At 34.9% G+C, this 12,003-nt stretch carries 12 protein-coding genes; 2 read left to right on the top strand and 10 right to left on the bottom strand.

Translation table 11 applies throughout. From position 1 onward, the window contains the following. Positions 1 to 134 precede the first annotated feature (134 nt). The 5 genes from ACFOUV_RS17330 to ACFOUV_RS17310 all read right to left on the bottom strand — a co-directional run bounded on the left by ACFOUV_RS17330 (position 135) and on the right by ACFOUV_RS17310 (position 5,037). Positions 135 to 767: a LysE family translocator gene (locus ACFOUV_RS17330; RefSeq protein ID WP_379498037.1), complete on the bottom strand. Its 633-nt coding sequence runs from the start codon at positions 765 to 767 to the stop codon at positions 135 to 137. Positions 768 to 1,060: 293 nt separating this feature from the next. Then, entirely contained in the window at positions 1,061 to 1,855 is a 795-nt protein-coding gene (locus tag ACFOUV_RS17325) for a DUF2935 domain-containing protein (RefSeq protein ID WP_379498036.1), read from the bottom strand. Positions 1,856 to 2,184: 329 nt separating this feature from the next. After that, positions 2,185 to 2,655, bottom strand: a complete 471-nt coding sequence (locus ACFOUV_RS17320; protein ID WP_379498035.1) for a DMP19 family protein — start codon at positions 2,653 to 2,655, stop codon at positions 2,185 to 2,187. 132 nt (positions 2,656 to 2,787) lie between these two features. Continuing rightward, a complete protein-coding gene (locus ACFOUV_RS17315) occupies positions 2,788 to 3,531 on the bottom strand; it encodes a sulfite exporter TauE/SafE family protein (RefSeq protein WP_379498034.1) in 744 nt (247 codons plus the stop codon). An 81-nt stretch (positions 3,532 to 3,612) separates the two neighbouring features. Further along, positions 3,613 to 5,037, bottom strand: a complete 1,425-nt coding sequence (locus ACFOUV_RS17310; RefSeq protein ID WP_379498033.1) for an MFS transporter — start codon at positions 5,035 to 5,037, stop codon at positions 3,613 to 3,615. A 290-nt stretch (positions 5,038 to 5,327) separates the two neighbouring features. On the opposite strand from ACFOUV_RS17310, the gene ACFOUV_RS17305 reads away from it, so the two are divergent. Then, positions 5,328 to 6,566 carry a helix-turn-helix domain-containing protein gene (locus tag ACFOUV_RS17305; RefSeq protein ID WP_379498032.1) on the top strand — a complete coding sequence of 413 codons (1,239 nt, stop codon included), beginning with the start codon at positions 5,328 to 5,330 and terminating at the stop codon, positions 6,564 to 6,566. A 160-nt stretch (positions 6,567 to 6,726) separates the two neighbouring features. Here ACFOUV_RS17305 and ACFOUV_RS17300 read toward each other — a convergent pair whose 3' ends face one another. Then, complete coding sequence (locus ACFOUV_RS17300) at positions 6,727 to 7,875, bottom strand: ArgE/DapE family deacylase (RefSeq protein WP_379498031.1); 1,149 nt, start codon at positions 7,873 to 7,875, stop codon at positions 6,727 to 6,729. A gap of 335 nt (positions 7,876 to 8,210) precedes the next feature. Further along, positions 8,211 to 8,498 (bottom strand): PAS domain-containing protein, encoded by a 288-nt coding sequence (locus ACFOUV_RS17295; RefSeq protein WP_379498030.1) that lies wholly within the window; start codon positions 8,496 to 8,498, stop codon positions 8,211 to 8,213. A 404-nt stretch (positions 8,499 to 8,902) separates the two neighbouring features. Between ACFOUV_RS17295 and ACFOUV_RS17290 the strand changes: the two genes are divergently transcribed. Continuing rightward, the gene (locus tag ACFOUV_RS17290) at positions 8,903 to 9,646 is read left to right on the top strand and encodes an SDR family NAD(P)-dependent oxidoreductase (RefSeq protein WP_379498083.1); all 744 of its coding nucleotides are present in this window, start codon (positions 8,903 to 8,905) and stop codon (positions 9,644 to 9,646) included. 201 nt (positions 9,647 to 9,847) lie between these two features. Here ACFOUV_RS17290 and ACFOUV_RS17285 read toward each other — a convergent pair whose 3' ends face one another. The 3 genes from ACFOUV_RS17285 to ACFOUV_RS17275 all read right to left on the bottom strand — a co-directional run bounded on the left by ACFOUV_RS17285 (position 9,848) and on the right by ACFOUV_RS17275 (position 11,628). Continuing rightward, positions 9,848 to 10,813: a DUF3231 family protein gene (locus ACFOUV_RS17285; RefSeq protein ID WP_379498029.1), complete on the bottom strand. Its 966-nt coding sequence runs from the start codon at positions 10,811 to 10,813 to the stop codon at positions 9,848 to 9,850. 129 nt (positions 10,814 to 10,942) lie between these two features. Beyond that, positions 10,943 to 11,425, bottom strand: a complete 483-nt coding sequence (locus ACFOUV_RS17280; RefSeq protein WP_379498028.1) for a hypothetical protein — start codon at positions 11,423 to 11,425, stop codon at positions 10,943 to 10,945. Next, a complete protein-coding gene (locus ACFOUV_RS17275) occupies positions 11,422 to 11,628 on the bottom strand; it encodes a helix-turn-helix transcriptional regulator (RefSeq protein ID WP_379498027.1) in 207 nt (68 codons plus the stop codon). The genes ACFOUV_RS17280 and ACFOUV_RS17275 overlap by 4 nt, the downstream gene beginning before the upstream one ends. Positions 11,629 to 12,003 lie beyond the last annotated feature (375 nt).

The raw sequence follows: 12,003 nt of genomic DNA, 5'->3' as shown, positions 1-12,003 counted from the left end.
TTTTAGCACTCCTTTTAAAGTTATTTACACATTTCCACTAACCTGCCATTTAACACAATAAACGATAGCTGTTGCCGAAATGACAACTCCTTCTTTCAATAAAAGCACCAGCTCAACAAGTCCCCAATAATTTATTAAATCAAATCTTTCATTCCAACAATAAACTCATAAACAAAATAACCAGCAAAACCAATTAACACCAAGCCAGCAATAATGGAAAATCGCTTTATCATTTTACGGTTCATTATCTTTCTGGTATAAGCCAAAATAGCTAATAAACCTATATCGTGAAGCAAAATACCTGTCAAAACTCCTGCCGCAATAATTAAAAACATCGCTGGCTCTGAAGTATCATATGAATTGGTTAATACTGTTCCAAAAACAGTTAACCAAAAAACAATGTTACCAGGAGATATAGCAACAAGGAATCCATTCCAATAAGAGGAGATAAATGACTTATTCGGCTTCTTCCCTGAAAGTGTAATATCTTTATCAGCATTCTTAATCGATTCAAAACCTATAAAAAATAAAAATACTGCACCTACAAGCCACATTGGTACCTGTATAAACGGAATTTGGAGAATCGAAGCTAAACCAAGATAAAGAGCAACTATTAAAATTAGATCAATAGTCATTCCACCTAGGCCCACAGCCCAACCATGCATAAATCCGTTTTTCAGTCCTTGTTTAGACATTTCCACCGTGATTGCACCTATTGGCATTGCAACAGCTAATCCTGCTAAAACGTATGTTAAGAATAATTCCATAAAAGTCCCCTTATTTCTATATATTTATTTTATTGCTTTATTATTTTACCAAACTTTCAAACAAAGGTATGCATAATTATACAATAAATATAATAAAAATAAGTTTCATTCCATCAAACTTTTTAATTGCATAATGTATGGAAGAACGAACATGGGAAATAGACGGAAAGCTAGTAAAGGAATTCCCTAATGGTGACATTGTCCCCCTTGAACAAAGACGGTGAGGCATAATGCATAACCATAAAGAATAAAACAAAAAAAGCTACCTGGTATGGCAGCTGAATTGATTTACTTTACTGATTTGATCTTGAAAGATGAGTATCGAATAAATCTATAATTTCCAAAAACCTTTCAGCTTCTCTAAATGTATGATCAGCTAGGAGTGGATGAATATTACTTTTAATACGACAAGCCTCAATTAAGTCTCTTGCTGTTTTCTTAAAGTCACGTAAGGAAACTACTGAAACTCTGTTTTGATCCAAGAATTGATCCAATATTGGGGCAGTTTCAGATTGCGGTCGCATTGAGTCTAAATCAACCGCCTGGAAAACCAGTTGATCAAAATCATGACTAAATTCTCTCGCCTGTTCTACTAGCTTTCTTTCGGAAGGATCTAAAAGATGTCCGATAAATTTAGAATGGTCAGCCATAATTCTTAAGAAGAATAAATTTTCCTGAATGATGCTATCAGGTTCAGGGGCAAGTTTTCCTTCGTTGAGATCTTTTAATCTATTGGCAAAATAAGCTGCTTCTCTGCTAATATGGTCGACTAATAATGGAAAGTTATTTGATTGGATTTCACAACGTAAAGTTAACCCTAAAACTTTTCTTTTGTAACTCCAAATTGCAACAGCTGCTTGATAAACCTCACTGTTAAAAGCTTGAACTTGTTGTAAATCCGAATTTACAGTAAACCTTGCCAACTTTTCTTCTATTCGTTCAAAAAGAGTGATGAACTGCTGGGCTTCTTCAATTAATTTGTTCTGTTCATAGGTAAATCCCAAGCTTAAAAATAAAGCATGCTCCTTCATGATCCTCGACCAAAATTGAATTTCATCCAAGGACCTCATTACGATCGGATTCGCCATTATGTCCCTCCTCATTTGCACTTCCTTCCCAAATATATGTAAATGTATTTGTCCTTATTCTTGCTATTATTAGAACTATTGAGTATTTTTTCAGGTTCTTGGCTACTTAGTTAAATTATTTGAATCAAACTTACTTCTGAAAATTAATGTTTCCAATGTAGGAGTTCACAAAATTCAAGATGGCATTAAAAATATAGCAGCCGAATTGCATTCGAATCAGAATAACTACTTTTAATAATCGTTTTAAAAGTAGTTATTCTTTATTTCCTCTTGCTAAACAATATGGCCCGTTTGTTGAAGACAAGTAAAACAACACTCGTTACTACAATTCAATCTTCAATTACCTCAATCAAATCGGTATGTATTTTAACAAAATAACTTTCTAATAAATGTCCTATCTTCCCATTCAACTTGTGATACGCACTGTCCGCTCTTTCAATAATGCTATAAAATTCATTTTCTTTATTCTCATCATTTTCTAAAGTTAAGTACAGTTGCCACAACTGTTCAATGTACTTTTTCTCAATCAAAGCATAATCATGAGCACCAATTTCTTCAAGTATACTTATTAGCTCTTTCATGTAATGATTAATGCCTACTTCTTTTATATAATCGGAAAACCATGTAAGTAACATTTCATGCCCACCGCTTTCAAGTTCTGCAAAATATTGAAACACAATGAAATTTTCATTAGTGGTTTTATTTTCTGTTGGAAAATCATATGTGCATATCACTTGGATAACAGCGTTCCATATATCATCGTTATTCATTAAACCTGTTCTTTTCATTTTAGGCTTCAATATACTCCCTCCAATTAAGTATGGTTAAAAAATATTTTCAATTTCTTTTTTGATTGTGTAAACTTCAGTCGTTACATTATCTTCCATATTAGCATAGAAGAAGTTGCCACATGGTAACGAAACTATATGAATTTATAACAATAAATTTATCCCGCCTAACGCTGCTAGTCCGAGGACAAGCCTCCCGAAAACCTTCCTTGGTATAAGCGGCAAGATTTTAATACCAATAAATACACCAGCAATAATTGCCGGAACCATCCATAGGTTAAAAGTCAATGAAGCTTGATTAATTAACCCCAATTGCAGGTAAAACGGAAACTTGATCAGATTTACGAACAGGAAAAACCATGCAGCAGTGCCGACAAAATCTTCCTTTGATAGACCTTTCACTAATAGATAAATGGTCATCACGGCACCAGCAGCATTTCCTACGATGGTCGTGAATCCGCCTAAAATCCCCATTAATGCAACAAACCAAAGAGATGTTGGCAAAAGTTGATTGAACCTTTCTCCGAATTTCTGCCGTGTTAGCTGAAGCACAATCATTGTCAGCACAATGATGCCAATGAGGGGTTTCAACTGCCCGCTGCTTACTTGCGAGAGTACAAAATAGCCTGATAGAATCCCTATCAATACCCAAGGAATTAGTTTGATGAGATGTTTCCAAATGACATTTCTACGATAATACGTCACTGCAAATATGTCCCCCACCAACAACATAGGAAGCAGAATACCAACTGATTCTTTTGCTGGAAAAATGAACGTAAGCACTGTAACAACGAGAATAATCATGTTTGGCAATCCCGTTTTTGAAAAACCTATGAAAATAGCACAAAGGATGACAACAAGCCATTCCATGATCGTTAGTTCAAACATATGTATACTCCCATTCTGATTCGTTTTAGAATTAGCTTATCACATTTGTGTGGATATTTTGGTTTCTCATTTTTTAAATCCTTAAAAGCTAGTGTTTTCCTTTCTATTTTTAATCAGATTAGCTGCAAGTTGATTCGTACGCTTTTTATTTAGCGGATAAAAAATGGCTAGGACTAAAAATCCTACTAAAAACAATACTCCTGGTACCAAGGTGGCAAGTGAATAAATGCCATCAAGTACATTTTGCGACTGTGTTCCATTCGCTGCATCGTACCCCACTGCCGTTATTGCAAACCCAGCAAGTCCACCTGCAAGTGCTTGACCGATTTTTCGCGAAAAGGAATAGATTGAATAAACGGTCCCGTCTTCCCTCATTCCAGTAATATACTCATGATAATCCGCAACATCTGTAACAAATGCCCAAGTGATGATGTTAAATAAGTTCATTCCAAACATACCTACTGCTGTTAACATGACGAACAAGGTTACGGAGACATCCGGTAAAATATATAATAGTAAATAGGCAACAGATGCAATAAGTAGTCCCGCCGAACCGATTTCTTTTTTTCCAAACCTCATAACTGCAGGGGTAATCATTGGCATCGCAATAAATACGGTAGCAGTCTGAATAAATCCAACAACACTTAATGCAATTGTGTTACCAAAGTAATTTTTAAACAAATAAATATTTACAACGCCAATCATCATCATCGTCGTCATCGAAATGAGTGAGACAAGTAACAACCACAGGAGAGATTTGTTTTTCATAAGTGCGCTGGCAGTTCGTTTTAAATCACCTGTTTTCTTTTCCATCTTAGGTACCGTAATTCGCTCCGTTGATAACCTGACACAAGTTTGAAGCAATGCAAGAGACAAGAATCCAAATAGAACTGCTGTCAACAAAAAGCGGTCCGCACTTGCTATATTATTTTCAAATAAAATGAGTGGTCCACCAACACTTATAATTAACATGGCAATCGACGAACCCATCGTTCTCCAAGTGGATAGTGATGTACGCTCTACTGGATCATTCGTAATGACGGATGCCATGGAACCATAAGGAATATTCACGGTAGAATATAAAGTGCCCCAAAGAATATACATGACAACGGACCATCCAACATAGAAGCCATCCGGCATTCCGGGAATCTTCACAAACATGAGGACACCTGCAATAACTAGCGGAAATGACATGCGGAATATCCAGGGGATGAATTTGCTTTTGTTTCTATTCCTCCTTGAGTCTAGAAAGCGTCCCCATAGTACATCAACACAGGCATTCCAAATATTTACAAACAAAAATAAACTACCAACCATTGCTGCGCTAACATGTAAGATATCCGTGTAATAAATCATTAAGTAGGTAGTTACCAACATAAAAAATAAACTGCTTCCAAAATCTCCAAATAAATAACCTAATTTATCCCTTATACCAAAAGGCTTTACTGACCCTAAAGTATTATTTTCGTAATCCGGTTCTATTTCTTTCTGAGCCTGACTCATCATTTTATTGCCTCCTAGTTTCCATTGCATTAGCGGGTATTGCAGCTTTTCATAAAGCCCTCTTAGATGAAATATTCCGTCATAATAGAGTATGGAAATATCAGGTGGATTGAATTTTAATACGCAGCCTTAGTTGATGTTTTTCCTTTGCTTTCAAATAAGTTAAATTACTTCAATTATAGTAGGTGATTACAAATAAAGCTCGCATTATTTTGATTTAACTAGTACATATATGTCTTCGTTTTTATTATTTGTGTATAATTAAGAAAACACTGAAATAAAGAGGCGATTATATGAGCGTAGGTTGGGAAAATGATATAAGTGACTTCAAAAAGAAGTGTAATCTATTGAACGCGATTACTAAAATTGATATTCGATTTATTGATAAAAATGGGCATGCTCTGTTTCAGCTAGTAGATCACCTTAATCCAGTAACAATTCAAGGCTTAGACAAAGAGTTCTTTACGATTATGGAGCAACTAAAAAAGAATGAAACAACTAGCTATTACTATCATGTGAACTCTTTTAACCTGGAATACATTGCAACAGGGATTTGGAAAGGGGCTAAAATTCACGGATTCATTTTAATTGGTCCTTTTGTTTCCAATGTACCTAGCATTGGTTTTATCAGTAGTATTATAACTAAAAACAAAATACCCATAAGCGAACGAAAACAACTCGAAGCATTTTATCAATCATTATCCGTTATGAGTAGGATGGATTCCAATCGTATTGGTGAGTTGCTAGTAAATGTATGTGCACATAGCCATATTGAATCCCAACTAATAACGACAGATGTTGTCCATTCACCGATAAATAGAGACCATTTAAAAATAGAAATTGCTGAGAATAAAAACCTGATTGAAGCTAGGCTCCAATTAGAAAAAGATATCATGAATGCCATCGCCAAAGGAAATACAGACGAAATAACACGGATTTCAAACGAAAATAACATGAACATTCTCTCAAACTTTGCGGATCGAATACCTGAAAGTCCACTAAGGTCTATAAAAAATATCACATTGGTTATGAACACGATTTGTAGGACAGCCGCTGAAAGGGGTGGCGTTCCTCCCATTTATATTCATCATCTATCCGAAAAGTTTGCGATTTTGATTGAAAGAGCGCCAAATCTCAACGATTTAAAAAAGTTGGGTGTCGTGATGATTAATGAATATTGTACTACAGTAAAAAAGATTTCGACACGCCATTTTAGCGCTATTGTAAAGAAAGCCGTAGATTATATTCATTTGCATTTAGAAGATGCCTTAACATTAAATAAAATTGCTTCCAAGATCCATGTCAATGCTTCACATCTTTCACGAAAATTCAAAGCAGATACGAATATGAATATCATCGATTATATTAATCAAAAAAGAGTGGAAGAAGCAAAGTTATACTTACAAAAGGGAAATGTATCCATTACAGAAATTGCCCTTATGATTGGATTTAATGATTTAAATTATTTTAGTAGGGTATTTAAAAAAAGCACTTCCATGTCTCCATCGCAATATAGGAAACACTCTATTTGAAGGATTAGGTCAGGGAGGCCAAGGGTCAGTCCTTTCTCTATCACTTTAATATGGTGGGGACTGACCCTTTATTCGCAAAAAGAAGAAGTGTAGTATAAAAAGGAAAAAGAAATAACCACCAAAAATGGTAGTCACCTCTATATTGTTTAAAAAGTTTCTTTTATTTCGATAATCCTAAAATTAACTCTTTATATATATCGAAGAATGCAAAGTAGTAATCTTTGTAGACATATTCATCTGTTTTGTGTGCCATTTTTGTTTCGCCTGGACCAAACATCATGAATGGGAAGTTTTCATCTTTACCTCGTAATAAGTTTGATGCATCCGTCACCCCTGGCGAACCTTTAACAGAAATCTCTAAATCTAAATATTTCTTACCGAGTTCTTTCGTAAGATCAACCATTTCAGACTGTCCTGAAGTGAAAACACTTGGTAATGACATTGTCACTTCGACATCAATTTCAGAGCCTTTTTTATTGTAAATGCTCGCTGTTGTGTTGAATAAGTCAATCACTTCATCGTTATCAAATTCTGGAATAGTCCGCACGTTTATTTCAGCAACTGCTTTTTCTGGAACGGAGTTTACTTGGTTCCCTGCATTAAAAATAGTTGTACTCATAACCAATTTATCTAGAACTTTATTTTTACGATCATCGCCATTCAACTTTTCGTCTACTTCTAATAGATATTCCATTAATGGATTAATCGCGTTATAACCCTGGTCAGGCATCGAACTGTGTGCTGCTTCACCACTAGACGTTACACGCAAGTTTAATGATCCTTTGTGAGAGTAAATAATCGTGTCATGAGAAGGTTCAGCAACCCATAGATAATCTACATCATCCATATAGCCTTCTTCGTATAGTTTTTTAGAACCTGCACCACCGACTTCTTCACCAGTCGTTGCCATAAAACGTACGGTACCATTTTTTAGTTCATTATTTTCTTTGAGTTCAATCATCACTAAAGCAAGGTTAACTAAACCTGCTTTCATGTCATTTGTTCCACGTCCGTATAATTTTCCGTCTCTTTCTGTCAATGTGAACGGATCAGTTGTCCACTCGCTTTCATCTCCAGGTGAAACGACATCCATATGACCAGAAACACCAATGACTGGACTCCCGCTTCCAATTTCAGCCACTAAGTTAACACGAGTTTCTGTAACTGGAACAATTTTAGAGTCGATGCCGTATTTAGCAAATAAATCTTTCAAGTAATTTGCCACTTCGATTTCGTTTTCATTAATCGTTTTAATCGCTATCATGTCAGATAAAATCGTTATCTTTTCTTCTTTAGTAAAATGTTTCATACATAATTCCTCCAGTGTATTTAAGCAAAAAGTCCATTAATATGTTAGCCACTTCCGAAAATATTATACTCCTTTATACACTAGTGGTGTTGCCTGTCTGTATTTTTTATACCACTTGCCAGCATCGATTATTCATGTAATAAAGAATCTTCAGGCTTTACAGCTATAAATTCGTTAATAGTCTCAGGGGTATTTTTTCCTTCTTTACCTTGGAAAAGCTCGATATTAACTGTCACATCCATACAGCCAAGGTATTTTCCATTTTCATCACGTACTGCCATGAATTTTTGGTAAATTTGAACAGTTTCACCAGAGCGTTTTGGGAACCAAAATTCCTAATCGTCGCGTGCTCCTGAATGGAAATCGTTCAACAATTTTTTAACATGGTGAGCCACTTTTGGGTGGAGCTCAAGTACATGGCGATCAATTGCTTCTTTACGACGACCATGCACACGGTCTGGATTATTTGAATACCATCGGAAAATATCGTTGGCATCGCAAAAACCCATTTCAAATGGCAAAAGATTAATGATTGAATCCAAAGTGCTTGCTTTAATCGCACCAGTTTCAAAATTAATCACAGCTTCAGGACTAATTAATTCTGACAATTTTTCTTCAGACATTTATAAATCTCCTTTATGTAATCTCCTTTATGAGAAGAATAAAATATTAAAATATTAGTGAGAATAAGATCGCTCACTTCTAGGTGATCATTATTTAACCTCATTAATAATGATAGCACTTTGTGATTAATTTCACAATAATTATTTTGGCCATTACTAATTCTTATATGGTTAGGAATACTAAAAGATTCGTTACTATTTTTAAGAAAGAGTAACATTTTGATTGGATCATTCTATAGTTATGGCTCGAGCCTGGCCTAAAGATTGGCTCCTATTAAATTGCATATTAAACTAGGAGAAAACCATTTCTTTGACAAATATTAGTTGTGAAGTAGATACTAGATAAGTAAGGTGATTTTATCTTACGGTTGTTCAAATTCTATATAAACATGGAGGAATACATGATGGGGAAATTAGACGGTAAAGTAGCAATCATTACAGGTGCAGCACAAGGTATGGGTGCTATGCATGTTCGTAAATTCGTGGAAGAAGGCGCGAAAGTAGCGATTACTGACCTTAACTTTGAAGGTGCACAAAAACTAGCCGATGAATTAGGAGAAAACGCAATCGCTCTTAAATTAGATGTTGCTAGTGAAGAGAACTGGGTAGAAGTTGTAGCAAAAACAGAAGAAACTTTTGGTCCTATCAACGTGTTAGTAAACAACGCAGGAATTGGTATCTTCAAAACATTAGAAGAACTAACTGTAAAAGACTTCGAATTAACATTTAAAGTAGACGAGCTTGGCGTATTCTTAGGAATGCAAAAATCACTTCCTTCTATGAAAAAAGCTGGTGTTGGTTCTATTATTAACATTTCATCTGTAGATGGTTTGGTAAGTGCGCCAACGGCTATTGCGTATAGTGCTTCTAAACATGCTGTAACTGGTATGACTAAAGGTGCGGCTACTGAGCTTGGACAATATAACATCCGTGTAAATTCTGTACATCCAGGAATTATCAAAACACCTATGGCTGACCAACCAGATGTTGAAGAATATCTTAAGCAACTTGAACAAGATATTCCACTAAGAAGAAGAGCAGAAGTAGAAGAAGTATCTAATTTGGTTGTATACCTTGCCTCTGATGATTCTAGCTATTCAACTGGAGCTCAATTTGTAGTAGATGGTGGAATGATTTCTGACCTATAATTATAAATATAAAAATGAAGTCAGTTAACGGAATAAGTATTGTTACTTATTCCGTTAACTGAAGCTATAGTTGAATATTCTTTGAAAATAAATACAAAAAATCTCATGTAATTAACTGAGATTTTTTTAATTTTATGAAACCCGTTAGTAAATTGACGGTCTTCTTATTGTGATTTTGAATAGCAATGTTATTTCTTTTCTCTATTCCTTTTTAATCATCGGTGGTTCATCAAGCATTTTATGTTTGATAAGTATGTTGCCAGTGTCTTCGGCATACAATAGCGTTTCACCCATCATTTTTAAAAAAGAAGCACCAATGTCCTTTCGTAGTGTTGCGGAAGCGGAAACGCCATATTTCCCTCCAGTTGCCCCGACTATGAGTGATATTTTAAACAGCATTAAACGTTCAGAGAAAGGAGCTCTATCCGTATCAATGTCGGTTTCCCAAGTAGGAAATTGAGGTACATTTTCTTTTTGAAGCTTATCCTGAATTGCCTCTAGTTGTTTCGAGAATAATTTAGTACCTCGCTCAAAATGTTCTTTGATCTCCGTTGTTTCTGTCGGACAAAAAGAACGAAGTAGCTCACGTAGCACTTCTGTTGAATAATAGTTCGTTGTAAGTTGTTGGACTTCAGGAGTACTTAATGGACGATTCTTACCAAACATTTTCCCTAAAAAGTCTTGTTCGTGAATTTTTTCCACTACTTCCGTTCTAGGTATGTGGATGATGGGTTGATCCATCCCATTTTTGATAATAAACTCCATGCATCGTTCAATCAATACCGTTGTATCCGTTAGCATTTTTTTATAAAAGGCACGAATCTTTGGATTGCGTGATGTGGAGAAGGAAAGAGAATATAAATTTAATGCATCTATTCCTAAAATATATTTCAGCAAGACGACAAATTTATCGGAATAGTATTTTGAATCACTACGCAAAATATCTTTCTCTGTGAATCCCTCTGGCAGGGCCCTCCTGTCACTCTTTAAAAAATATTCCGCTCCTTTAACTTCTTCATTAGCTATATTAAGTCCTAAATCAAGCATCTTTTTGACATCTAGACTGTCTGCTTTCTTTAAAAAATCCGCAGTTACAGCGGATGCCATTGTATTCGTCATATAAGATGTCATTAAATTTTGAATCTCGGATGGAGTTAAATCACTCATTTTTCTTACCTGCCTTTTTTGCTTAGTTTACATCCATAACGTATTTATATACAAAAAAGGCCAAGACCTTTAACTCTACTGCCAGTCACTCATTTGCATTATTCTTTAAAAATAAAAAGGATACATCTTTTAACGAGAATAAATTACCTTGAAAGAAATTAAATAGGCGATTAGACCAACAACTGGTATGGAAGCCGTCGTGAACATTGGATACCAAACATAATCTAGGAAATAAGTTGGAATGAACATGTATGAACCGAGGACTAAAAAGGAATACAATAATACAAAAACGAATGCAAAACGGACTGCTTTACCAGTAATCTCCACGGACCGTTCATCTGAAGAGTCATATTCAGGTAGCATATAGTCCTCTACTTTTGCTTGTTTATTTTTTTTCATAACTAGTAGCTGAATCACATTCATAATGGCTAATATTATCGTAATAACAACAAAAACCAATCCCGCCTGATTACCTATAGATACGGAGAATTCATTAATATATCCCCTTCGCAATAACTCAAATTGTTGCTCAACTTTAACAAAATCATAAACCATAATAGCTAGTGAAACATATAGTAAAGACCTCAAAATAACGGTAAAATATAATTTCATTCTTCTTCCTCCCTTTTATAAAAAATTTCCTCTATCGGTTTATCAAAAACTTCAGCCATATTCATAGCAAGAAGTAATGAAGGTATGTAACTCCCTTTTTCCAATGAAACAATTGTTTGCCTCGTTACACCAATCTTTTTTGCCAGTTCTCCTTGTGTCAATTTGAATGTAGCCCGTAATTCTCTTACACGATTAACAAGCAATTAAATCACTCCTAACTTTTCCACACCCAAATTGTAAAGTCAACTTGTCTTTTTGTCAAGTCAACTTTACAATTATTCGCAACTTATTATACCCCTTCTTATACACAAAAAAACTGTTCCTCTTGTTAGAGACACAGTTCTACTCTTGGTTACATCTAAAGAAGAACTTACAGGATTATAATTTTAAAAAACCTACGAAGCAGGGATTTAAAACTACTTCTTAGGTCTGATTTTAAGTACTTATTTTTCCATATTAGCTACTAATCGGCCAGTTACTTTATTATCTCCCAGCAACTGAATACTTTCGGGAATTTTATCAAAAGTAATGTCAGTTATTTTAGGACTTACCTTGCCGCTAGCAAACAATTCATAGAT

The organism is Oceanobacillus longus, assembly GCF_042650085.1.
In the GTDB taxonomy this organism is placed as follows: domain Bacteria; phylum Bacillota; class Bacilli; order Bacillales; family Amphibacillaceae; genus Oceanobacillus; species Oceanobacillus longus.
Note: the sequence above shows the minus strand (reverse complement) of the source record. Positions and strands in the feature narration are given on the sequence as shown.

Coding starts and splice junctions, on each gene's coding strand:
- ACFOUV_RS17330 (WP_379498037.1), bottom strand. CDS start 767: ATGGAATTATTCTTAACATACGTTTTAGCAGGATTAGCTGTTGCAATG.
- ACFOUV_RS17325 (WP_379498036.1), bottom strand. CDS start 1,855: ATGGCGAATCCGATCGTAATGAGGTCCTTGGATGAAATTCAATTTTGG.
- ACFOUV_RS17315 (WP_379498034.1), bottom strand. CDS start 3,531: ATGTTTGAACTAACGATCATGGAATGGCTTGTTGTCATCCTTTGTGCT.
- ACFOUV_RS17310 (WP_379498033.1), bottom strand. CDS start 5,037: ATGATGAGTCAGGCTCAGAAAGAAATAGAACCGGATTACGAAAATAAT.
- ACFOUV_RS17305 (WP_379498032.1), top strand. CDS start 5,328: ATGAGCGTAGGTTGGGAAAATGATATAAGTGACTTCAAAAAGAAGTGT.
- ACFOUV_RS17300 (WP_379498031.1), bottom strand. CDS start 7,875: ATGAAACATTTTACTAAAGAAGAAAAGATAACGATTTTATCTGACATG.
- ACFOUV_RS17295 (WP_379498030.1), bottom strand. CDS start 8,498: ATGTCTGAAGAAAAATTGTCAGAATTAATTAGTCCTGAAGCTGTGATT.
- ACFOUV_RS17290 (WP_379498083.1), top strand. CDS start 8,903: ATGGGGAAATTAGACGGTAAAGTAGCAATCATTACAGGTGCAGCACAA.
- ACFOUV_RS17285 (WP_379498029.1), bottom strand. CDS start 10,813: ATGAGTGATTTAACTCCATCCGAGATTCAAAATTTAATGACATCTTAT.
- ACFOUV_RS17280 (WP_379498028.1), bottom strand. CDS start 11,425: ATGAAATTATATTTTACCGTTATTTTGAGGTCTTTACTATATGTTTCA.